25 protein-coding genes are annotated in these 22,176 nt (G+C 71.5%); 17 read left to right on the top strand and 8 right to left on the bottom strand.

What is annotated here, in order from left to right; all coding sequences use genetic code 11:
* The first annotated feature begins 50 nt into the window (after positions 1-50).
* The 11 genes from ACIA79_RS23025 to hypE all read left to right on the top strand — a co-directional run bounded on the left by ACIA79_RS23025 (position 51) and on the right by hypE (position 9,678).
* Positions 51-710 (top strand): DUF5947 family protein, encoded by a 660-nt coding sequence (locus tag ACIA79_RS23025; RefSeq protein ID WP_399430269.1) that lies wholly within the window; start codon positions 51-53, stop codon positions 708-710.
* Positions 707-1,345, top strand: a complete 639-nt coding sequence (locus ACIA79_RS23030) for a DUF6084 family protein (RefSeq protein ID WP_399430217.1) — start codon at positions 707-709, stop codon at positions 1,343-1,345. The genes ACIA79_RS23025 and ACIA79_RS23030 overlap by 4 nt, the downstream gene beginning before the upstream one ends.
* A complete protein-coding gene (locus tag ACIA79_RS23035; protein ID WP_399430218.1) occupies positions 1,342-2,775 on the top strand; it encodes a hypothetical protein in 1,434 nt (477 codons plus the stop codon). Before ACIA79_RS23030 ends, ACIA79_RS23035 begins: the two co-directional genes overlap by 4 nt.
* A complete protein-coding gene (locus ACIA79_RS23040) occupies positions 2,775-3,302 on the top strand; it encodes a hydrogenase maturation protease (RefSeq protein ID WP_399430219.1) in 528 nt (175 codons plus the stop codon). Before ACIA79_RS23035 ends, ACIA79_RS23040 begins: the two co-directional genes overlap by 1 nt.
* A 45-nt stretch (positions 3,303-3,347) precedes the next feature.
* Positions 3,348-3,467 carry a DUF6893 family small protein gene (locus ACIA79_RS23045; protein ID WP_399430220.1) on the top strand — a complete coding sequence of 40 codons (120 nt, stop codon included), beginning with the start codon at positions 3,348-3,350 and terminating at the stop codon, positions 3,465-3,467.
* Between the two features lie 143 nt (positions 3,468-3,610).
* Complete coding sequence (locus tag ACIA79_RS23050; protein WP_399430221.1) at positions 3,611-4,015, top strand: hydrogenase maturation nickel metallochaperone HypA; 405 nt, start codon at positions 3,611-3,613, stop codon at positions 4,013-4,015.
* A gap of 2 nt (positions 4,016-4,017) precedes the next feature.
* On the top strand, positions 4,018-4,713 hold the full coding sequence (hypB, locus tag ACIA79_RS23055; RefSeq protein ID WP_399430222.1) for a hydrogenase nickel incorporation protein HypB: 696 nt from the start codon (positions 4,018-4,020) through the stop codon (positions 4,711-4,713).
* Positions 4,710-7,124, top strand: coding sequence for a carbamoyltransferase HypF (gene hypF / locus ACIA79_RS23060; protein WP_399430223.1), 2,415 nt, complete (start codon positions 4,710-4,712; stop codon positions 7,122-7,124). The genes hypB and hypF overlap by 4 nt, the downstream gene beginning before the upstream one ends.
* A 10-nt stretch (positions 7,125-7,134) precedes the next feature.
* Positions 7,135-7,461 carry a HypC/HybG/HupF family hydrogenase formation chaperone gene (locus ACIA79_RS23065; protein WP_399430224.1) on the top strand — a complete coding sequence of 109 codons (327 nt, stop codon included), beginning with the start codon at positions 7,135-7,137 and terminating at the stop codon, positions 7,459-7,461.
* Entirely contained in the window at positions 7,458-8,618 is a 1,161-nt protein-coding gene (hypD, locus tag ACIA79_RS23070) for a hydrogenase formation protein HypD (protein WP_399430225.1), read from the top strand. The genes ACIA79_RS23065 and hypD overlap by 4 nt, the downstream gene beginning before the upstream one ends.
* A 70-nt stretch (positions 8,619-8,688) precedes the next feature.
* Positions 8,689-9,678, top strand: a complete 990-nt coding sequence (hypE, locus tag ACIA79_RS23075; RefSeq protein WP_399430270.1) for a hydrogenase expression/formation protein HypE — start codon at positions 8,689-8,691, stop codon at positions 9,676-9,678.
* Between the two features lie 85 nt (positions 9,679-9,763).
* Here hypE and ACIA79_RS23080 read toward each other — a convergent pair whose 3' ends face one another.
* Positions 9,764-9,994 (bottom strand): hypothetical protein, encoded by a 231-nt coding sequence (locus ACIA79_RS23080; RefSeq protein ID WP_344424072.1) that lies wholly within the window; start codon positions 9,992-9,994, stop codon positions 9,764-9,766.
* Complete coding sequence (locus tag ACIA79_RS23085) at positions 9,978-10,229, bottom strand: DUF6400 family protein (RefSeq protein WP_399430226.1); 252 nt, start codon at positions 10,227-10,229, stop codon at positions 9,978-9,980. The genes ACIA79_RS23080 and ACIA79_RS23085 overlap by 17 nt, the downstream gene beginning before the upstream one ends.
* 719 nt (positions 10,230-10,948) lie before the next feature.
* On the opposite strand from ACIA79_RS23085, the gene ACIA79_RS23090 reads away from it, so the two are divergent.
* Complete coding sequence (locus ACIA79_RS23090; RefSeq protein WP_399430227.1) at positions 10,949-11,155, top strand: hypothetical protein; 207 nt, start codon at positions 10,949-10,951, stop codon at positions 11,153-11,155.
* Between the two features lie 405 nt (positions 11,156-11,560).
* Positions 11,561-12,919 (top strand): MFS transporter, encoded by a 1,359-nt coding sequence (locus tag ACIA79_RS23095; RefSeq protein ID WP_399430228.1) that lies wholly within the window; start codon positions 11,561-11,563, stop codon positions 12,917-12,919.
* Positions 12,920-13,016: 97 nt separating this feature from the next.
* Here ACIA79_RS23095 and ACIA79_RS23100 read toward each other — a convergent pair whose 3' ends face one another.
* Together ACIA79_RS23100 and ACIA79_RS23105 are read right to left on the bottom strand one after the other, a co-directional pair.
* Positions 13,017-13,319, bottom strand: a complete 303-nt coding sequence (locus tag ACIA79_RS23100; protein ID WP_399430229.1) for a hypothetical protein — start codon at positions 13,317-13,319, stop codon at positions 13,017-13,019.
* A 344-nt stretch (positions 13,320-13,663) separates the two neighbouring features.
* Positions 13,664-14,269 (bottom strand): YrhB domain-containing protein, encoded by a 606-nt coding sequence (locus ACIA79_RS23105; RefSeq protein ID WP_399430230.1) that lies wholly within the window; start codon positions 14,267-14,269, stop codon positions 13,664-13,666.
* Between the two features lie 558 nt (positions 14,270-14,827).
* Between ACIA79_RS23105 and ACIA79_RS23110 the strand changes: the two genes are divergently transcribed.
* Both ACIA79_RS23110 and ACIA79_RS23115 read left to right on the top strand, forming a co-directional pair.
* Complete coding sequence (locus tag ACIA79_RS23110) at positions 14,828-15,385, top strand: DUF3291 domain-containing protein (RefSeq protein ID WP_399430231.1); 558 nt, start codon at positions 14,828-14,830, stop codon at positions 15,383-15,385.
* Between the two features lie 44 nt (positions 15,386-15,429).
* Positions 15,430-15,981, top strand: coding sequence for a hypothetical protein (locus tag ACIA79_RS23115; protein ID WP_399430271.1), 552 nt, complete (start codon positions 15,430-15,432; stop codon positions 15,979-15,981).
* A gap of 199 nt (positions 15,982-16,180) precedes the next feature.
* Here the strand turns inward: ACIA79_RS23115 and ACIA79_RS23120 are convergent, their stop codons facing one another.
* Positions 16,181-16,720, bottom strand: coding sequence for a hypothetical protein (locus ACIA79_RS23120; RefSeq protein WP_399430232.1), 540 nt, complete (start codon positions 16,718-16,720; stop codon positions 16,181-16,183).
* Positions 16,721-16,929: 209 nt separating this feature from the next.
* Between ACIA79_RS23120 and ACIA79_RS23125 the strand changes: the two genes are divergently transcribed.
* Positions 16,930-17,559, top strand: a complete 630-nt coding sequence (locus tag ACIA79_RS23125) for a hypothetical protein (RefSeq protein ID WP_399430233.1) — start codon at positions 16,930-16,932, stop codon at positions 17,557-17,559.
* A gap of 603 nt (positions 17,560-18,162) precedes the next feature.
* On the top strand, positions 18,163-18,339 hold the full coding sequence (locus ACIA79_RS23130) for a hypothetical protein (protein WP_399430234.1): 177 nt from the start codon (positions 18,163-18,165) through the stop codon (positions 18,337-18,339).
* Positions 18,340-18,635: 296 nt separating this feature from the next.
* Here the strand turns inward: ACIA79_RS23130 and ACIA79_RS23135 are convergent, their stop codons facing one another.
* From ACIA79_RS23135 to ACIA79_RS23145, 3 genes are all read right to left on the bottom strand, one after another.
* Positions 18,636-19,124, bottom strand: coding sequence for a DUF5959 family protein (locus ACIA79_RS23135; RefSeq protein ID WP_399430235.1), 489 nt, complete (start codon positions 19,122-19,124; stop codon positions 18,636-18,638).
* A gap of 77 nt (positions 19,125-19,201) precedes the next feature.
* Positions 19,202-21,172, bottom strand: coding sequence for a helix-turn-helix domain-containing protein (locus tag ACIA79_RS23140; protein WP_399430236.1), 1,971 nt, complete (start codon positions 21,170-21,172; stop codon positions 19,202-19,204).
* Between the two features lie 154 nt (positions 21,173-21,326).
* Positions 21,327-22,124 (bottom strand): 3-hydroxybutyrate dehydrogenase, encoded by a 798-nt coding sequence (locus ACIA79_RS23145; protein ID WP_399430237.1) that lies wholly within the window; start codon positions 22,122-22,124, stop codon positions 21,327-21,329.
* Between the last annotated feature and the right edge of the window lie 52 nt (positions 22,125-22,176).

The following is a 22,176-nucleotide window of genomic DNA, read 5'->3' on the forward strand; positions in this document are numbered from 1 at the left end:
CGACGTCCCACCCGGGCGCGCCCCAGCCGGGCACCGCCGCTCACCCGGGCATGCCCGCGCTGGGGGCGGCGCGCGCGGGGCGGGATCCCCGGCCGCGGGGGCTGCGCCGCTTCGTGGCCCCGCCCCCTCCCCGCGAGGAGCGGTGCGAGCTGTGCGCCGTGCCTCTGGCCGGCGAGCGTCACCGGCACCTCGTCGACACCGAGAAGCGGGCGCTGGCGTGCGCCTGTGGCCCCTGCGCCCAGGTGCTTGACGGCTCCGGCGGGGTTCAGGGCCGCTTCCGTGCGGTCCCCGGCCGCTACCTGAGCGACCCCGGGCACGGCATCGACGAACAGGCCTGGGAACACCTGCGCATCCCCGTCGGCGTCGCGTTCTTCTTCCGCAACTCGGCGCTCGACCGGCTCGTCGCGCTCTACCCGAGCCCGGCCGGGGCGACCGAGAGCGAACTGGACCCGGCGTCCTGGCAGGCCGTCCTGGCAGGCTCACCACTGGCGGGGCTCCTCGAACCCGACGTGGAGGCACTGCTGCTGCGGCGCCACCAGGGCACGGTCGAGTGCTTCCTGGTGCCCGTCGACATCTGTTACGAACTGGTGGGCCGGATGCGCCTGCGGTGGCAGGGCTTCGACGGTGGCGCGGAGGCCCGCGCCGACCTGGACGCCTTCTTCGCCCACGTACGCGACCGTGCCCGTGACGTCCGAGGGAGCGGGTCGTGACCGACTTCGCCTTCACCTGCACCGGGGTGCGCGCCGATCCGTACGCGGCGGGCCCCACCCTGGTGTTCCGGCTGCGCATCGCCGCCTCCGGCCAGGCCCGCGTACACGCGCTTGCCCTGCGCTGCCAGATCCGCATCGAGCCCGTCCGGCGCGGCTACGGCGACGCCGAGGCCGAGCGGCTGACCGACCTGTTCGGGGAGCGGTCACGCTGGGGCAGCACCCTCAACCCGGTGCAGTTCGCCCAGGTCTCGGTGATGGTTCCAGGCTTCACCGGTGAGGTGGAGACCGACCTGGTGGTGCCGTGCACCTACGACATGGACATCGCGTCCACCCGTTACTTCCACGCACTGGAGGAAGGCGAGATTCCGCTGCTGATGCTGTTCTCCGGCACCGCATTCACCGGCGAGCGCGGCTTCCGCGTGGAACCCGTCCCCTGGGACAAGGAGGCCGCCTTCCGCATGCCGGTGAAGACCTGGCGGGAGATGGTCGACCAGCACTTCCCGGGCTCCGGCTGGATCCGGCTGCCCCGGGACACCATGGACGCGCTGCTCGCCCACCGGTCGCGGCGCGCCCTGCCCTCCTGGGAGGCGACCGTCGAGGCGCTCCTCCATGCGGCCGGGGGGACGGCGCGATGACGGCCACGACGACGTTCACCCACGAGACCGAGGCCCGGCTCGCCGTCGCACGCCAGGTCGCCGACGCCGTGCTCTTCGAGGGGTACGTGCTCTACCCGTACCGCGCGTCGGCCGCCAAGAACCGTCTGCGCTGGCAGTTCGGGGTGCTCGTACCACCGGCCTGGACGGCGAGGGCCGAGGAGCACGACTTCCAGCACACCGAACTGCTGATGGAACCCAAGCGGGGGGCCACGCTCGCCGTCGAGGTCCGCTTCCTGCACACACAGCGGCGCACCGTGCAACGGGTGTGCCCGGACGGCACCTTCGAGACGGTGGGCGAACTGCGCCTGGACGACCAGGTGATCGTCCCGTGGGACGAGGGCCACGAACAGGCCGTCCGGCTCACCGTTCCCGTGGACACCCTGGCGGGCGAGGGCATCGTCGTCCCGTTCACCCGCCCCGCCGCCGAGGAGACCGAACCGGTCCCGGACTCCACCGGGCAGGTGGTGGGCCGGCTCGTGCGCCGCCGCGAGGAGGTCACCGGTGCGCTGCGGCTGTCGACGAGCGAGCTGGAAGGCCCGTACCGCACGCATCGCCTGAGCCTGGTCGTGGAGAACACCAGCGACTGGACACCGGGCGGCGACGCCGACCGCGACGCGGCCCTGCCCCGGTCCCTGGTCGCCAGTCATGCGCTGCTGTGCCTGGACTCCGGGCGGTTCCTGTCGATGACGGACCCGCCGGAGTGGGCACGGGGAGCCACCGCCGCGTGCCGCAACCTGCACACCTGGCCGGTGATGGCCGGCGAGCCGGGCCGCGGTGACCTGGTGCTCTCCTCACCGATCATCCTGGAGGACCACCCGGCGATCGCGCCCGAGAGCCCCGGCGTGCTGTACGACGCGACGGAGATCGACGAGATCCTGGCGCTGCGGACCGCCGCCCTCACCGACGAGGAGAAGCGCGAGGCCCGGGGTACGGACGCGCGGGCGGCGGCCGTCATCGAGCTGGCCGACTCCATGCCACCGGACGTCCTGGAGCGCCTGCACGGCGCCGTACGCGGCCTCCGCGAGGTGACCGCCCCGGCCGTCCCGGCGACCGTCGCCGTACCGTCCGACCCCTTCCGGCAGAGCGGGGTCACGCGGCCGGACACCCCCTGGTGGGACCCGGGCGCGGACGCGTCCGTGGACCCGGCCACCGACCACGTCCTCGTCGGCGGACGGCCGGTACGGGCCGGCAGCCGCGTCGTGCTGCGTCCCCGGCTGCGCCGCACCGATGCCCAGGACCTGTTCCTCACCGGCCGGCTCGCCCTGGTGGAAGCGGTCCTGCACGACGTGGACGGCGGCGTGCACATCGCGGTCACCGTCGACGACGACCCGGGCGCCGACATCCGCCGTGAGCAGGGCCGTTTCCTCTACTTCCAGCCCGACGAGGTCGACGTCCCGGAGGAGGCGTGATGGTGTCCTCACAGACCGGCCCGCGCACCCTGGTGGCCGGGGCGGGCAACATCTTCCTCGGCGACGACGGCTTCGGCGTCGAGGCGGCTCGCGTGCTGGCCCGTCAGGACCTGCCCGCCGGTGTCGAGGTCGCCGACATCGGCATCCGCGGCGTCCACCTGGCCTACCAACTCCTCGACGGGTACGACACCCTCGTCCTCCTGGACGCCACGGCACGGGGCGGTGAGCCGGGCACGCTGTACGTGATCGACGCCACCGAGCCGGGCTCCCGGCAGCCGGCCGAGGGCGTCCCCCTCGACGGCCACCGCATGTCCCCCGACGCCGTACTGGCGCTGCTGGACAGCCTGTGCGCGGGTACCGGCGCCACACCGCCGGGACGCACCCTGGTGGTGGGCTGCGAGCCCGCCACCGTCGAGGAGGGCATCGGGCTCAGCCCGCCCGTGGCCGCCGCCGTCCCGCAGGCGGTGCGCCTGGTGACCGAACTGGTGACGGAACCGCTGCGCGACGAAGCCGTCGTCCGAGACTGACCCACCCCGCACGACACCCCCACACCGACCTTCACGGAGAGCACCATGAACAAGCGCCTCATCGGCGGTGCGGCCGCCGCCACCGCCGCCGCCACCGCGCTCGCGGCCATCGTCGCGAACGTCCTGCCCGACGTCCGGCGCTACCTGCGCATCCGCCGGATGTGACCCACCGGCCGCCGCCCGGTGCCGTCCCAGGGGACCGAACGGCCTACGCAGCCGTGTGACCCCGGCGCGCCGGTCGGCGCGCCGCCGGGCCCCAGTCGTGTAATGGGCGCCGGAGAGACATCCCCGGGCCCGGACGGAGACCGATGCACGAGATGTCCGTCGCCCTGTCCGTGGTGGACCAGGTCGAGCAGGCGGCACGGTCCCGCGGCGCGCGGGGCGTCCAGCATGTGCACCTCGACATCGGCGAGCTGGCCGGAGTGGTCTCCGATTCGCTCCGCTTCTGCTTCGGACTCGCCTGTGCCGGGACCGTCCTGGAAGGCTCCGAGCTCGTCACCCGTTCCGTCCCCGGCAGTGCGCGGTGCGCGCCGTGCGGGCGGACCTGGGACACCGGGATGCCACCGGACATGCTCTGCCCGGACTGCCGCGCGGCCGCCACCGAGCTGGTGGCGGGCCGCGAACTGCGCATCACCGAAGTGCGCTGGGCCGCGGACACCGCTGCTCCCGACTCCCCCGGCGCAACCCCCGCAACCATCCTCGAGGAGAGCTGACGATGTGCCGTGTGGTCGACCTCCAGCAGGCGGTGCTCGCCAAGAACACGATGGCGGCCGGCATCCTGCGCAGTGAACTGACGGCCAGGGGCACGACCGTGGTGAACCTCCTGTCCAGCCCCGGCAGCGGCAAGACGGCCCTGCTGGAGCGGGAGCTGACGATCGCCCGGGAACGCGGCGTCCCGGCGGCCGCCCTGACGGCGGACCTCGCGACGGAGAACGACGCGGTACGCCTGAGCCGTTCCGGCATGCCGGTCAAACAGGTGCTCACGGACGGGCTGTGCCATCTGGAGGCGGACATGCTCGCCGGGCACCTGCACAACTGGCTTCCGGAGGACACCCGTCTGCTGTTCGTGGAGAACGTGGGCAACCTCGTGTGCCCGGCGTCGTACGACCTCGGCGAGACGCTGCGCGTCGTCCTCGCCTCGGTCACCGAGGGCGAGGACAAGCCGCTGAAGTACCCCACCGCGTTCGGCCTCGCGCACCTGGTGATCGTCACCAAGGCCGACCTGGCCGGTCCCGCCGAGTTCGACGAGGCCGCCTTCCGGGCCCATGTGCAGCAGGTCAACCCCGGCGTGGAGGTCGCCCTCAGCTCCGTACGGAGTCGGCAAGGCGCCGGTCTGCTGGTCGAGCGGGCCCTGGCGGCGGCCGAGGGGGCAGAGGTGCACGCGCCGGTGATGGCACAGGCCCGGGCGTGAACGCGACGCCCGAGGTGGCCGCGCCACGACAGGTGGTGACCGCGCCGCCCGTGCGGCGCGTGCGGGCCGTCGTGCGCGGGGTGGTGCAGGGGGTGGGCTTCCGGCCGTATCTGTACGGCCTGGCGTCGGAGCTGCGACTCGCCGGCCATGTCACCAACACCGGCGACGGTGTGGTCGTGGAGGTCGAGGGCGAGGCGGTGGACGTCGACCGGTTCTGCGCGCGCATCGCGCCCGAGGCCCCGCCGCTGGCCGTCGTGGAGTCCGTGGACACCACCGACCTGCCCCCCACCGGCGGCAGCGGTTTCGGCATCGTCCCCTCCCGCACGTCCGGTCCCGTGCGCACGCTGGTCGCACCCGACACCGCCACCTGCGGCGACTGCCTGGCCGAACTCGCCGATCCCGCCGACCGCCGCCACCGCCACCCCTTCGTCACCTGCACGCACTGCGGACCGCGGTTCACCATCGTCACCGGCCTGCCGTACGACCGCGAGCACACCACGATGGCGGGTTTCCCGCTGTGCGCCGCCTGTGACCGCGAGTACCACGATCCGGCCGACCGCCGCTTCCACGCGCAGCCCGTGGCGTGCCCCGCGTGCGGCCCGCGCCTGCGGCTCGTCACGGCCGCCCCGCACCCGCGGCCGGAGGGCGAGGACCCCGTCGACGCGGCGCGCGCGCTGCTCGCCGCGGGGGCGATCGTCGCCGTCAAGGGCATCGGCGGGTACCACCTGGCCTGCGACGCCACCCAGGCGCGCGCGGTCGGCGAGCTGCGCCGCCGCAAGGCACGCGGTGGGAAACCCTTCGCGCTGATGGCCCGGGACGTGGCCGATGTGGGGCACCTCGTGCACATCGGCCCTGCCGAGCGGGAGTTGCTCACCGGCCGTGTCCGCCCCATCGTGCTGTTGCGGCGGCGCGCCGGTGCCACGGACGCACCGGCGGCCCTGGTGCCGGCCGACGCCGTCGCGCCCGGCAGTCCCGACCTCGGGGTGATGCTGCCGTACACACCGGTGCACCATCTGCTGCTCGGCCCGGGCGGGCCCCGGCTGCTGGTGATGACCAGCGGCAACCTCTCGGGCGAACCCATCGTCACCGACGACGACGAGGCCCTGGAACGGCTGTCCGGCCTGGCCGACGCCTGGCTCGGGCACGACCGGCCCATCCACGTACCGTGCGACGACTCGGTGGTGCGCGTCTGCGACGGCGAGCCGCTCGTACTGCGGCGCTCCCGCGGCTACGCCCCGCTGCCGCTCACCCTGCCCGTGCCGGTGGTTCCCTCCCTCGCGGTCGGCGGCGACGTGAAGAACGCCTTCTGCCTCGCCGAGGGCCACAAGGCATGGCTGTCCGCCCACGTCGGGGACATGGACGACCTCGCCACCCAGCGCGCGTTCGACCGCGCCGAACGGCAGCTGGAGTCCATCACGGGCGTACGCCCCGAGCTGCTCGTCACCGACACGCACCCCGCGTACCGCTCGGGCGCCTGGGCGCGCAGGCACGCCGGGGGGCGCCCGGTGGTGCGGGTCCAGCACCATCACGCGCACGTCGCCGCCGTCATGGCCGAACACGGCGTGGCCGAGGGCGACCGGGTGATCGGGGTGGCGTTCGACGGCACGGGCCACGGGGACGACGGGGCCGTGTGGGGCGGGGAGTTCCTGCTCGCCGACTACGAGGGTCACAACCGGTTCGCGCACCTGGCCTACGCACCGCTCCCCGGGGCTGACGCGGCCGTCCGTCGGCCGTACCGCATGGCGCTGGCGCATCTGTGGGCGGCGGGCATCGCGCTGGAAGCGGACCTGCCGTGCGTCGCCGCCTGTCCGCCGGAGGAACGGGCGGTGCTGGAGAAGCAGTTGGAGCGCGGGCTGAACTGCGTGCCGACGTCCAGCATCGGGCGGCTCTTCGACGCGGTCTCGTCCCTGGCGGGCGTCTGCCACCACGCCGAGTACGAGGCACGGGCCGCGATCGAGCTGGAGGCGGCCGCCGTCGCTGCGGGGCACGAGGACGAGGACCCGCGTTACGTCTTCCGCCTGACCGGACGGGACGGGAACGGCGCGTCGCCGGTGTCCGCCGATCCGGCGCCTTTGCTGGCCGCGGTCGTCGAGGACGTACGGCTGGGCGTCCCCGCACCGGTCGTCGCGGCCCGCTTCCACGCGGCGGTGGCCCGGCTGGTGCGCACGGTCTGCGGGCTGGCCCGCGAGTCGTCCGGCCTGGAGACCGTCGCCCTGTCCGGCGGGGTGTTCTCCAACGCGCTGCTGTCGTCGGCCTGCGCCCGGGGTCTGCGCGGGGACGGCTTCACCGTGCTGCGCCACCACAGGATCCCGCCCAACGACGGGGGGCTGGCCCTCGGCCAGCTCGTCGTGGCCGCCCGCGCCACGGCCCGTACCGGATCGGCGGACACGGACCGCGCGGCGCGAGAGTGAGGAGACACATATGTGCTTGGCGGTACCAGGGAAGGTACTGGAAGTCGAGGAACGGAACGGCACCCGCATGGCCAGCGTCGACTTCGGCGGTGTGGTCAAGGAGGTGTGCCTGGAGTACCTGCCGGACCTTCAGGTCGGTGAGTACGCGATCGTCCACGTCGGTTTCGCCCTGCAACGGCTGGACGAGGAGTCGGCCCGCCGGACGCTGGAGCTGTTCGAGAACCTCGGCCTGCTCCAGGAGGAGTTCGGCGACCCGTGGGAGCAGGCCGCCGCGGAGGCGGGCGGGGACGGACACGGGACGGACGGCGCCGCCGCGGCCGGGGAGGCGCTGCGGTGAAGTACATCGACGAGTTCCAGAACCCGGAGCTGGCGGCACGTCTGCTCGACGAGATCAGGGCCACCGTGACCAGGCCCTGGGCTCTGATGGAGGTGTGCGGCGGTCAGACGCACACCATCATCCGCCACGGCATCGACCAACTCCTGCCGGAGCAAGTGGAGTTGATCCACGGCCCGGGCTGTCCGGTGTGTGTGACCCCGCTCGAGGTGATCGACAAGGCTCTGGAGATCGCCTCGCGTCCCGAGGTGATCTTCTGCTCCTTCGGTGACATGCTGCGGGTGCCGGGCACCGGGCGTGACCTGTTCCAGGTACGCGGAGAGGGCGGCGATGTCCGGGTGGTGTACTCGCCGCTGGACGCGCTGCGGATCGCGGAGGAGAACCCGGACCGGGAGGTCGTCTTCTTCGGCATCGGCTTCGAGACCACCGCGCCGCCCAACGCGATGGCCGTCCATCAGGCGCGCAAGCGCGGCGTCGGCAACTTCAGCCTGCTGGTGTCGCACGTCCGGGTCCCGCCCGCGATCGAAGCGATCATGCAATCGCCCGACTGCCGCGTCCAGGGTTTCCTCGCGGCCGGTCACGTGTGCAGCGTGATGGGGACGGAGGAGTACCCCGGTCTCGCCCGACGATTCGGGGTGCCCATCGTGGTCACCGGCTTCGAGCCGCTCGACATCCTCGAAGGCGTACGGCGCACCGTGCGCCAGTTGGAGCGGGGCGAGCACGCGGTGGAGAACGCCTACGAGCGTGCCGTCCGGCCGGAGGGCAACCCCGTCGCGCGCGCCATGCTGGACGACGTCTTCGAGGTGACCGACCGGGCCTGGCGCGGCATCGGCGTCATCCCCGCCAGTGGGTGGCGGCTGTCCGCGCGCTACCGGGACCACGACGCCGAGCACCGCTTCCAGGTGGGCGACATCACCACCCGTGAGCCGGCCGAGTGCCGCAGCGGAGAGGTGTTGCAAGGGCTGCTGAAGCCGCACGAGTGCGAGGCGTTCGGCACCACGTGCACGCCGCGCACCCCGCTCGGGGCCACCATGGTCTCCAGCGAGGGCGCGTGCGCGGCCTACTACCTGTACCGGCGGCTCGACCTGCCGGCCCGCCCGGTGCCGGTCACGGCCCCGGCGACCACCGCCCACACCCTGGAGGGCAGCCCCGTTGTCTGACACGTACACAGGGCCGGACGTCCTGTCCTGGACCTGCCCCGCCCCGCTGCGGGACCGGCCGCGGGTGGTGATGGGCCACGGCGGAGGCGGCGCGATGTCCGCCGAGCTGGTGGAGCAGGTCTTCCTTCCCGCCCTGGCGGGCCCGGCGCCCGGTGGGCTGACCGACTCGGCCACGGTGGAGCTCGGCGGGGCGCGGCTCGCCTTCTCCACCGACTCGTTCGTGGTGCGGCCCTTGTTCTTCCCGGGTGGCAGCATCGGTGACCTCGCCGTCAACGGCACGGTCAACGATCTCGCGATGAGCGGGGCCCGGGCCGCCTACCTGTCGTGCGGCGTCATCCTGGAGGAGGGCGTCGAGATCGCCACCGTGGGCCGGGTGGCCGAGGCGCTGGGGGCCGCCGCCCGCACCGCCGGTGTGCGGGTGGTGACGGGCGACACCAAGGTCGTGGAGGCCGGTCACGGCGACGGCGTCTACATCAACACCGCCGGTATCGGGCTGGTGCCGCCCGGTGTCGACCTGCGTCCGGAGCGGGTGGTACCCGGTGACGTGGTCATCGTCAGCGGGGCCATCGGCCTCCACGGCGTGGCCATCCTGAGCGAGCGGGAGAACCTGCGGTTCGAGGCCGATGTCGAGAGCGACTGCGCGGCGCTCGGCGGCCTGGTCGAGGCGATGCTCGCCGTCACCCCGGATCTCCATGTGCTGCGCGACCCCACCCGCGGGGGTCTGGCCGCGTCGCTCAACGAGATCGCTGCGGCCTCGGGCGCCGGGGTCGTCGTCCAGGAGCGTGCCGTCCCGGTGCCGCCGCCGGTGGCCGGCGCCTGCGCATTCCTGGGCCTGGACCCGATGTACGTGGCCAACGAGGGCAAGCTCGTGGCGTTCGTGCCCCGGGACCACGCCGACGCGGTCCTCGCCGCGATGAGGGCGCACCCCCTGGGCGCCGAGGCGGCGGTCATCGGTGAGGCGGTGGCCGAGCACCCGGGGATGGTCGTGGCCCGGACGGGCCTGGGCGGGACGCGGGTGGTGGACATGCCGCTCGGGGAACAGCTTCCACGGATCTGCTGAACGGCGCCCGCCGCCGGGCCCGCCGTCATCGGTGCCTCCTGGACCGGTGGGCCCGGCTCCCGCCGGAATCCGCACGCCCGTGGGCTCAGGCGGTCGGGCCCCGCCTGCCGGGGCGGGTGTCCAGGGTCCAGGTGTGGGTGCAGCCGGGGCACTGGAGATGGACCCGCGCGCCCTCGTTGGCTATGAGGTAGCGCCAGTGGTCGGAGCAGTTGCGCCGTTCCGCGCAGGTGACGCAGTCCCGGGCGTCGTCGCATCCCGGACACGGGACCCAGGCGCGGCGGGCCCGGTCCGCCTGCGGATCAATGGGAAGCCGCATCGCCCGCGTCCCGTCCGGGCAGCACGCCGGCCTCGACCAGCATGGCGTACGTACGCTCCTGCTCGGCGTCCAGACCCGAGTACAGCAGGCGGTGCGCCTCGTCCTCCGAGCGGAGCACGGCCAGGGGGTCCCAGTCGTCAGCGAGGGCGGCCACCACCGCGGCGCGCCGGCGGGACTCCTCCAGGGTGAGGTCGAGCGAGAAGGCCACAGGGTCGGGGCCGGGGCTGTCGTTCATGCGCGGAGCACTTTCACACGGGATGTCACTGGTCCCAGCCACCTGTACCAGCGGGGGTCTCCGTGCCGGAAGGCATTGTGACGGACCTCATCCGGGGTGGAGCCGGGCGACGCACGGCCGGGATGCCGTCCGTCGGCTGTTTCGCGGGCGGGTGCGACGACCCACGCGGCCCGGCCGATTCCTTCGCCGGTGGCCTCGCTCCCACGCCCCGTGGTGACCCGCGCCTGCCCGCGGGGGTGCGACGCCCTCCTGACGCCCTGGCCTGTCGCCAAGGCGATCGGCACGCACACGGAAATCTCGACGCTGTGACGCGTGCACGTCATTCGACGGTGGGGCTTGCCGTCGACAGGGAGAGGCGCGGCGTCACGCCGCGTGCCGGCTCCTTGCGAACGCCGCCTCGGTCGCCGCTGTCTGCGAAGAAGACCGTGCAGGCCGAGGCGACAACTCCAAGGACAAGGCCGAGGCGGCCGAGGCCACGGCGGTCGCGCGCAAGGATGACGCGGTCGGGCCCGCGACAAGGCCGCGGATCTCAGCGCCGTCGTGTGGGACGCGGCACAGAAGGCGGACGCGGCCCGTGCCTAGGCGGACGGCCAAGGAGGCGTACGCGCAGGCTCACGAGTCCGACAGCAACGCCCAGGAGTCGCGGGCGGCGGCCGACGCGGCCGACGCGCACGCGGCCAGCGCCGAGGCAACCGCGGGCCGGGCCCGAGCGGCGGCGGATGCGGCACGGCGAGGCGGCGGCCGAGGCAGATGCCGCGGCCACTCGTGCCGAGGCGGCTGCCGAGCGGTCGCGTGCGCACGCGGATGCCGCTCAGGCCGGCGAGGCCCGCTACGAGCGCTACCTGGCGCTCGGGGACGAGCTGGGCCTCGGCGAGGACGTCGTCGACGACATGGATTTCAACGTCTGGACGGACTTGGCGGACTGACGCGCGCCGCTACGACAGCGACGTCCGATTCAGGACACACGGGCGCCCTTCGCACACAGGGGCGCCCGTCGTCACGGAGCGCACGACCCGGCCGAGGTCTCTCCGCGCCCTGTGCCTGAATCGTGTCATGGCCCCCGGTCTCACCGTGAGAGTCCACCTCGTGTGGCCGTGGTCCACGCGATCAGTGCTTCAGCCAGCGAGACCCCCCGGGGGGGACTGCTCTGCGACAGCCTTCTCGGCAGTCTCGACGAGGCCGGTGCGGAGAGCCCGTCACCGCCTCCATGGTGGCCCCGCGCACACCCACACCAAGAACTATGGTGTCCCACCACATACGCGTCTGACCTGCGCGTTCCTACGGTGTGGCGACACGGAATCGTCCCCGCCAACTGTCCGGAAGTGGTGTTCATGGCCGCCCCCGCATCCGCTCCACCAGCCCCGTCCAGCCTCAAGCGCATCGTCGCCGCGAGTCTCATCGGCACCACCATCGAGTGGTACGACTTCTTCCTCTACGGGTCCGCCGCCGCGCTGGTGTTCAACAAGCTGTTCTTCCCCGGCTCCGACCCGCTCGTCGGCACCTTGCTGTCGTTCCTGACGTACGCCGTCGGCTTCGCCGCGCGGCCGCTCGGAGCGCTGGTGTTCGGGCACTACGGCGACCGGCTCGGGCGGAAGAAGCTGCTCGTCCTCAGCCTGCTGCTGATGGGCGGGGCGACCTTCGCCATCGGGCTGCTGCCGACGCACGCGACGATCGGTTCCGCCGCCCCCGTACTGCTCACCGTGTTGCGGCTGGTGCAGGGGTTTGCGCTGGGTGGTGAGTGGGGCGGGGCCGTACTGCTGGTGTCGGAGCACGGGGACGCCCGGCGGCGCGGGTTCTGGGCGTCCTGGCCGCAGACCGGGGCGCCGGCCGGGCAGTTGCTGGCCACCGGTGTGCTGTCGGCGCTCACCGCCCTGCTGTCGGACGCCGCCTTCACCTCGTGGGGCTGGCGCATCCCGTTCCTGCTGTCCGGTGTGCTGGTGATCGTCGGCCTGTGGATCCGGCTGTCCGTGGACGAGTCGCCCGTCTTCAAGGCCGCGCTGGCCCGGGCGGAGGCCCGCACGGCCGAGACCGGGCAGCTGGAGAAGATGCCGCTCGTGGCCGTGCTGCGGTACCACTGGCGCGACGTGCTGGTGGCGATGGGCGCCCGGATGGCGGAGAACATCAGCTACTACGTGATCACCGCGTTCATCCTGGTGTACGCGACCACGTCGGCGGGCCTGAGCAAGCAGACCGCCCTCAACGCCGTCCTCATCGCCTCCGCCGTGCACTTCGCGGTGATCCCCGCGTGGGGCGCCCTGTCCGACCGCATCGGGCGGCGCCCGGTGTACCTGATCGGGGCGATCGGCGTCGGGGCCTGGATGTTCCCCTTCTTCGCGCTGATCGACAGCAAGAGCTTCGGCAGCCTGCTGCTCGCCGTGACCGTCGGTCTGGTGCTGCACGGGGCGATGTACGCACCGCAGGCGGCCTTCTTCTCCGAGATGTTCGCGACGCGCATGCGGTACTCGGGCGCCTCCATCGGTGCGCAGTTCTCCTCGGTGGCCGCCGGTGCGCCCGCTCCCCTCATCGCCACCGCGCTGCTGGCCGACTACGACAGCTCCACGCCGATCGCGCTGTACGTCATCGCCGCGGCGCTGCTCACCGTGGTCGCCATCGGGTGCGCGCGGGAGACGCGCAGCCGCGACCTGGCGGAGGACGCCGCCGAGGATGAGCAGGCGGTGGCGGTTCGCTGAGGCTGTACGGGCCGAAGAGGCCGCTTCATCTGGCGGTGGCGGTCGTCGGTCCGGCGCACAGGTCGTCGGGGAAGCCGGCTCACCGCCCATGGGTCGGTCATTCGGGGCAGGCGTTCGACCGTGCGGCGCCTCCGAGGAAGGCTGAGGGACGTCCCGCACGGACGTAGTCCCTGTATTCGGCGCCGGCAACGCCTTCGTTGACCCACCTGCTGCGGTCGGCGCCGATCTTCCCTTCCGCGATGGCCAAGGCCGCGTGAGCGCCGACAACCACCGCGAGCTGGAGTCCGAAGTCCTCCTCGCGGACTGGCTGCCCCGGAGTGTCGGTAGGTCCGAGAAACTGCTCGATCGACCGCCCGCGTTCGAGGGCACCGAGGGCGAAGGGTTCGACCAGGAACCGCATGGGGGCAGCGTAAGCGTCGCGCACGGGAAAAGGTTCTGGCTCAGCTTCCGTGCAGCGGCCACGGTGAGTGACGGATGAGCGCCTCCGGGCCCGATTCGAAGTCGCCCACGCGTTGACGCGCACTGCACCACGGCTGGCGCCGCTCGCCCGGGATGTGGGGCCTGGTCGACCGGGTGCACAGCTCCTCTCCACGCTTCCCCGCCGACGTACCGAGCGCCGGACGAAGGGTGGTGGTTCAGCTGCGAGTTCGGATCCTAACGGTCAAGCATCAGATGTTTGGCCGCGCCAACTTCTCGCTCTTGCGTAAGCGAGTTCTCCTCGCTTCGTGAGGGCAAGTGCTGCGGTCAGGCACCTCGACGGTTCTCGACTCCGCGGATGGTCACCACGGACGAAAACGGGTCAGTAGGCGGCACCAGCTCTCTGGAGGAGGCCTCTACAAGGTGCGCCGGAGCATCGCCATGTTGCAAGGCGGTCACGTACTCGATGATCTGAGCGTGGGAGAGCACTGGCACCTTTTGGCGCAGGGCGTGCATGGCATGAACCCTCCCGCGAGCGGCTGCCACCGCCCGGAGCTCATCGTGCAGATCGTCCACTGCGGTCCGCATGACCTGCCTTCGAATACGGACTCGGTAGTCCGCCTCCCACGCGTCCGTCACTGCGGAGACGACACCGATCTGGTGCAGGCTTCCGTCGACGCGATCAACAAGGTACGGCCCATTCCCGGCCAGCGCGAAGTCTGGATTCCGGGTGCGCAGATACTCCTCGGATGTCCAGGAAACGATCCATACCAGCTCATGCCGCTCTACATGCGACACAGCCATGCGCATCGGGTCAAGCCCGACCGACAGCTCCCGCTGGTAGTCGCGTTCCAGCTCTTCCTCAACGATCTGAACTGCGGCATCTCGCTCAATCACTTTGTCAGCATCCCGTACGCCCTGGATGGCTACCACCAGGTTTCCCGCTCGCTTCACGGCTTGGCAGACCACGGTGGACGCACGTGAACGGCACCAACAGGCACTGCTGATTCTCCGAGCGACGGGGTAACGACGATCACCTACGGTGACCCGCCCAAGCCGGCTCGGCATCGCCCGCCTGCACCACTTTCTCCAGGCCGCATAGGCAGACCGCCGCCCCGGCTGCTGTGCATGCGCCAACACCTCAGCAGACCCGTACGGGACAGCCCTCGGGTGAATCGAAGCCATCCACCTGAGCCTGACCTTTCCCCGCACCGGGCAAGCCGGCGCCGCCCGTCTCACGCAGCGGACCACGGCCGACCCTGGAAAAGGCCTGTGCGCAAAGCCACTTGAGCAGGGAAATTGCAACTTCGACATGATGCGAAGAGGCAGCTACCTTCATCTGGTCTTCGGTGGTCATCCACGGTCGCACGGGGGTTCCTTCAGGCTGAGCCAGCCGCGACGGGATGAGTGGGCCACGCCCCGCGAACCCTCGCCCCCATGCGTAAGCCACCGAACCGGATCCCGCCAGGCAGCCCAACCAGGGAGAGACGCATGCCCCATCTTGCTCTGTACACATTCGGCGTCCTGAAGTCACCTCTCGCCGATCCCGCACCTCTTACGCGCGAGTTCTACGACATTGGTGAGGCCGTCTACCAAAAGTTCAGTCAGCACCCCGGATACCTCGCGCGTGCTGAAGCGGCAGACATTGACCAGGGCGCGCTCTTCGAGGCGGACTGGGGTGCATGGGGAGAGCTCGCCGTACCGACCTGGTACGGCAAGGGCCGTACGGTGGAAACCACCGCCCTGGCCACGACCCTCTCACTCTGGACCGACCTGCGCCCCGCTTTCGACGCCGTCTACACCGGTCTGCACCGTGAGGCGCTGAACAGGCGTTACGACTGGTTCGAGAGGACTGGGCACCCGAATCACGTGTTCTGGTGGGTCTCGGACGGCGTGATACCCACCTGGCAGGACGGGGTTTCCAGGCTGGAGCACCTCCACGATCACGGCTCCGGGCCGTGCGCCTTCACGTTCCACCACTCGTTCGCCCCGGACGGAACGGCGACCAGAAGTAAAGTCATCGGGCCGAAGAGCGACCAGGTTCGCTGACATGGAAGCCGGAACGATTGGATTCGCTGTCCAGGGGGGGCGAACTGGTGCGCCCAGTGCTGTTGGTGGATGTGGACGGACCGCTGAACCCGTACGCCGCCAAGCCGCATCGGCGGCCTGAGGGCTATGAGACGCACCGGTTGCTGACGCCTCGGTGGGAAGCTGCCGAGCGGCGCCGGCTGACCGAGTGGGGGCTGCCGAACCGGCCCGTGAAGCCGCTGCGGGTGTGGCTCAACCCGGATCACGGCCCGGCGCTGACTGCACTTCCCTTCGACCTGGTGTGGGCGACGACGTGGGAGGAGGAAGCCAACGCCTTCGTCGCGCCACTCCTGGGATTGCCCGAACTGCCCTTCATCCCCTGGCCGTCGCCGCGGGCCGAGCCCGGGGACGGGGTGTTCTGGAAGACGCCCGAGATCGTCGCGTGGGCGAAAGGCCGTGCCTTCGCCTGGGTTGACGACGACATCACCGAAGCGGATCGCACCTGGGTGAAGAACCACCATGACGGTCCTGCCCTACTGCACCGGGTCGACCCCCGATACGGCCTTGCCGTCGACGACTTCGCCCTGCTGGCGGCATGGGCAACCGGCCTGGACTGACCCCGCAGCCGGCCGCCAGCCGGCTGCGGCGCCGTCATGCGTGATCGTTACGAGGCAGCCCTAGCCGCTGCTGTTCGATGTCGGCGAGCCGGGACAGCCCTTGAGACTGTCCTGGAGCATGGGGCAGCGGATGCATGCCTCTCGGCACTTCGCTCTGAAGCCGGTCGGTGAGGGTGGCTTGATCGCTGGGAACTGATGGTCAAGGAAGGAGCTGTCGAGTTGTGGTCCAGGCGACCAGTCGCTCACGGGCTGGGCCAGGAGCCAGGTAACCGACCAGGCTTTCCAGGTGGGCGGTCAGGTTCTTGTGCCGCCGCAGCTCGCGGATCAGCTCGATGGGCAGGTCGCGCCAGCCCTCGGCGAGATCAGCGGCTTGTGCGGGCGTGAAGGTCAGTGCGTGGAGCGTGTCGGACGCCAGCGCCTCGGGACTCCAGTCGGGGTCCGTGCCGTCGGGGCCGAGCCGGTCGATCACCCACATGCGAAGCATGAAGTCTTGCTGGGCCACCCGCGCGGAGCGTCCCTCGGCGTGGTCGAACGTGCGCCGGTTCGCGAGCAGCGACAGCTTCGCCCACTGGCGCCGGCCTTCCGGAGGATGGCTGGAGTTGTATGCCTGGCCCTGGGCGGCGACGCGTGCCGTCTCAAGTTGCCGGCCGCGGGCGTGGTGGATGAACGTATCCAGCTGGTCGAGCGTCCATGTGCTCAGACCGCGGCCAGGATCTTCTCGGCATGCGTCGCTCTTCACGGCCCCCGCTCCTGGTCGTGGCATGCCGAGGCGGATGGTGGCCTTCCTGGACCGCCTGTCGATCCGGGCGAGCTTAGCTTGTTCTTCATCTACCGGTGTCTCGTCTCACTGAAGTTCGGTTACGTCTCATCGAAGTTTGAGCGAGTACTCCTGCGCACGTGAGTACGACTACTCACGTGCGAGGGGCGGCATGATCACAGACTTGGCGCATGAGACGAACCCCTGCCCTGACGAGCACGGTTACCCGCTTTCCGCGCCGCCCACGGCACACGCTCGTGATCACAGCTTTTGCCGCTCTGGCGCTCGCCGCCTGCGGCACCCAGAAGACAAGCGCCGACGGACTGCAAATCGAGCCCGCTAACACCGCCGAGGCCCGGCCCGGTCTCACGGAGATACTGGACAGGGTCGAGCAGTCGTGTCCCCCGAGCGCCCCGCCGGAGCCGCCGCCGAGCGGTCCGGCACTGCCACTGCCGCCCGGTGCGGTGGAGACACCGCCGGACGTCGAGCCCATCGCCCCCACGGCGGGGCCGGAAGTGGAGTTGAACGCTCGTGACTGGTGCGCGAGCAATCTCCATGAGGAGCGCATCGTCCAGGCGCTCTGGGATCTGGTGGATCCCACCCCCGCCAAAGTCAGGACGATTCTGAACGACCTCGGCTATGTCGACGAACGCATTCACGACCTGAAGCAGTCGGGTGCGACCACACGGTTCTTCCTCGACCTGCGTGACAAGGGCGGACGGCTCTGCTTGGAGGGCTCTGCGGCCGGCGAGGAGACCGTCGTCGACAAGTGTGTAGCCCCCGTGTCCGGCCCGTTCACGTCAGGAAAGCGGAATCAGTGAGTACCTGCTTGGCGTGATCGGAGCCCGGCGCCGCAGTCACTCGAACTCGGTGCGACGGACTGTGATCGGTCAGTCTTCGGTGAGATGCGCTCAAGGTTTGGTACGACAGGACAACCGGCCTCGAACAGCGTCTCGAACTGAGTCGCTCACCTGGGGATTTGCCGGACGTGGGGGCGGCCTTCATCTGATCATGTGCTCCTACGAAGGTGCACTGACCACGACGAAGGCCGTCAGGGTGAGTCTCCTGCCTGATGCTGTCCGGAGGGAAGCGTTCGTGGAGGCGTCACGCTTCCGGGGCGCGTTCTACGAGTGTCTGACCGCTCGGCGCGACGAGTCGTTCGAGCTGTCGGCGTACTCCTGAAAATGCGCACCTGGGTACGGATGAACGTGCTCAGGCCCTAACGATTCAACGGAAGGCGTCGGCGTTCTCCGAAGTTCACTGCCGGAACGGGCGAGCCGGGGGCACGTTCATCCGTACTCGGCTGTGCACGTTCACATGTACGCCGACACGAGCTGGTCGACGCGGTGCTGTGTGCGGACGGGGCGGTGAAGCCTCCGGTGGACTTGACGCTGTTGCCCGAGCATCGTCGTGGGCACGGAGCGATGTACGGCGGCCTGAACCACGGCCGGATCGACGTGCACCGTCCGGTCGATCTGGCGTCCTCGGCCAGCCGGGTCATCGCCTGGCGGACCGTGAACAGCTCCCGGCCCGGCAGGGCCGCCGACTCGTCGTTCCACGAGCGCATCGGCTCGATCTCCAGGGCCGGTCGCCGATCGTGAACTGGCTCTGGGTCTGCTGTTCGACGACCTGCCGCAGCTCGGCCACGATCTCTTCGTAGCGGGACTGGCTGAGGGCTCCGGCTTTCTCGGTTTCCTCGGACATGGTTGTCACCATCCCAAGTGCGGGCCGGGGCACGGCGCTTCAGGCCGTGACGGGACAACGTCCGTTCCCAGCTCATTGCGCCGCTCGAGGCCGTTCCGCCGCCTGCGGATCCGCCGGGAGATCCCGCGGCGACACCCACGAAGCCTTCCTGACCCTCGGATGCGCACTCATCCGCTTCCGGCGACGTGTCTCCCTACCCTGACAGCATCGGAACCCAGTGATCCATCACCTGGCGCAGACGCCGGCGATGGTCGGCAATCCAGTCGTCCGGCGGGACGAGCGGGACCCGCACGGTGACCATGGACCCGGACTCGTCCTCCACGACAACCTCCGGACAGCCGCGCTCGCCCGTGAGCTGGATGAAGAGGGACGGCCCGCTGCTCCTCTCCATCCAGGCCACGTCTTCGCCGGCGTCAAGCCGGTCCAGTGCGTCGGCCCAGTTCTCCAACCTCGCGACGTACAGCGCCAAGTCGATGCGGCCGGACACGAAGGGCGTCTTGACGACGATCTCCGCGTCGAGCCCGGCGGTCCACCTGGGACTGCGTCCCAGAACGCTGACCGAGACGCTGTTGCCCTCGTCATCAGCGAGCGAGATGAGCTCCCTCGGAGGACTGTCGCCCACGGCTGCCCTTTCGTCGGTGAGTACCGAGCGATCCTCGCCCGACCTGCGGCCATCCTTCATCTCATTTTGTTGGAGCCCTCAGCCATAGAGCGACGTGTGAACGGCCGGTCGTCCCCACGCGCGGGCGGGCGGCGGTTTCAGCGTGCGACCGCGGCCGACATGAAGTGGAGCCGCAGCGCCAGCTGCACCTCCAGGGCGCGGGCCGGGGACTGCCAGTCGGGGCCCAGGAGCCGGGCGATCCGGTCCAGGCGCTGGGCCACGGTGTTGACGTGGACGTGGAGCGCGTCCTTGGTGCGGACGGGGCTCATCCCACTGGCGAAGTACGCGTCCAGCGTGCGGAGCAGGTCGGTGCCACGGCGCCGGTCGTACGCGACGACCTGGCCGATCGTGCGGTCGACGAAGCCGGCGATGTCGCGCGAGTCCGCCAGCAGCAGCCCGAGGAAGCCCAGGTCCTGGGCCGCGGCGCCCTCGCCCGAGCGCCCGAGCAGCCGGAGTGCCTCCAGGCAGCGGCGGGCCTCGGCGTACGCCGGGGATATCGCGCCCGGCCGGGCGGCGGGCGCGTCGACCGGTGAGGAGGCGCCGACGGTGACCGGTTCGCGCAGGGTTCCGCCGAGGTGCTTGGCCACATGGCGGGCCAGGCCGGCTGCGGTGTCGCCCGGGCCCAGCGGAAGCAGCAGGACGGTGCCGCCGTCGCGCGCGGAGGCCAGCCCGTGCCGGGTCGCCGCCAGATGGGACGCGGCCGACCACAGGCGCTGCCGGTCGGCGCTCTCCCGTACGGCGGCGTCCTCCGGCGGGGTGCCGTGACCCGGCGCCCCGTCCCGACCCGTCGCGCTCCGTCCTCCGGTGTCCCGCTCGGGGGCGGACCCCTCGGCCGTGGCCGGCGCCGACCGGTCGATCCGGGCGGCCAGCACCACGTGCGGGGCATCGAAGTCGGTACGGAGGCGGGCGGCGCGCTCCCTCAGCAGCCGCCGGTCACGCTCCGGCGCGTCCAGCAGGTCGTCGAGCAGTTCGCCGCGCACCCGCTGCTCCGCCTCGCCCGCCGAGCGGCGCGCGAGCAGCAGCAGGGAGGTGACCATGGCGGCGCGCTCCAGGGTGCGCCGGTCGACCGGGTCGAGGTCCGGGTGGCCCCGCAGGACCAGTGCCCCGAGGACCTCGCCGCCCGCCGAGACGGCCGCGACCCAGTCGTCCCCGTGCCGCACGGCCCGGCCGTCGCCGTACGCCGGGCCGGGGAGCGGGCCTTCGGTGAACCCGACGGTTCCGCCGAGGACTTCGGAGAGGGCGGCGGCCACGTCATGGACGCCGCCCCCGCGCAGCACCAGTTCCGTCAGGCGGTCGTGGACCTCGGAGGCGCGCTCGATGACTCCGCTGTGGGCGCGGATGATCCCGTTGGCCCGCTCCAGCTCGGCCAGCGCCGACCGGGTCTCGGCGAGCAGGTTGGCCGTGTCGATGGCCACGGCGGCGTGCGCCGCGAACGAGCCCAGCAGCGCGACCTGTTCGCGCTCGAAGACGCGGGCGCGGCGGTCCGCGGCGAAGAGCACGCCGATGACCTGGCTCCCCAGCGTCAGCGGCACGCCGAGGATCGCCACGAGCCCTTCGTCGCGGACGCCCGAGTCGATGGTGCGGGTGTGGCGGAACCGTTCGTCGTCGAAGTAGCTCTCCGTCACGTACGGCCGGGCGGTCTGGGCGACGAGCCCGCCGAGCCCCTCCCCCATGCCCAGGCGCAGTTGCTGGAAGCGGGCGGACACCGAGCCTTCGGTGACCCGCATGTAGGTGTCGCCGGCGACCGGATCGTTGAGGCTCAGGTAGGCGACCTCCGTTCCGAGCAGGGAACGCGCGCGCTGGACGATCGCGCGCAGCACGGCGTCCAGGTCGCGCAGTCCGGCCAGGTCGTGTGCCGTCTCGAACAGCGCGGACAGCTCCGCCTCCCGGCGCCGCCGTCCCTCCAGCTCCGCCCGCACGCGCAGCGCGAGCTGCTTGGCCTGCTCCAGCGCGGCCAGCGCCTCGGGGCCGGCGCCGCTGGCACGGGCGAGCAGCGCGGGCCGGTCGTAGGCCTCGGCGGCGGCCCCGCGGGCGAGGAGCTCCAGGTAGGAGAGCTGTTCGTCGGACATGGTCACAGGGATACCTGCCGTACGGGGGGTCGCACCAGCCCTGTGGAAAACCCGGCGGCGGGCCGGTCGGCGGGGCGGCGGACCCCCGGGGCCTTTGGCCGCGCCGCGCACGCCAGTGCCGGCCGTGCCGCCCCCGCCCGTGCCGTGACCGTGCTCAGTGTGCGGTCCAGCCGCCGTCGAGGACGAGCGACGTTCCGGTGATGAACGACGCCTGCGGCGCGCAGAGGTAGGCGACGGCCTCGGCGACCTCCTCGGGCTCGATGAGCCGCTTGAGCGCCGCGTCCTTCAGCAGCACGTCGGAGACGACCCGCCCGGCCGGGATGCCGTGGGCGGCCGCCTGGTCGGCGATCTGCGCCTCCACGAGCGGGGTGCGGACGTAGCCGGGGTTGACGCAGTTGGAGGTGACCCCGCGCGGAGCGCCTTCGAGGGCGGCTGTCTTGGACAGCCCCTCCAGGCCGTGTTTGGCGGCCACATAGGCGGACTTGTAGGCAGAGGCGCGCAGCCCATGGACGGAGGAGATGTTGACGATACGGCCCCACTCCTGCCCGTACATGTGCGGCAGCGCTCCCCGGATCAGCCGGAACGGTGCCTCCAGCATCACGGCCAGGACCGTGCGGAAGACCTCGGGCGGGAAGTCCTCGATCGGGCTCACGCGCTGCAGCCCTGCGTTGTTGACGAGGATGTCGGTGCCCGCTGCGGTCTCCTCGGCGGCGTCGAGGTCCGTGAGGTCGAGGACCTGGGGTTCCACCGCACCGGACAGTCCCCGGGACGCCTCGGCAAGCGCCGCGAGTGCGGCGAGGCCGTCGGCGTCCCGGTCGACGGCCTTGACCTTGGCCCCCGCGGCCGCGAGCCGCAGCGCGCAGGCCCGGCCGATGCCGCTCGCGGCACCGGTGACGAGCGCGGTGCGGCCGCCGAGGTCGAGGGAGGTGACGGTGGGCTGGGGTGCGGTCATGTTCCGCACCTTATGGAGCCGTGCCACCCCGACGTATGTGTTCCGGCTCCAT

Origin of the sequence: Streptomyces sp. NPDC051310 (genome assembly GCF_044455245.1) — a bacterium.
In the GTDB taxonomy this organism is placed as follows: Bacteria; Actinomycetota; Actinomycetes; order Streptomycetales; family Streptomycetaceae; genus Streptomyces.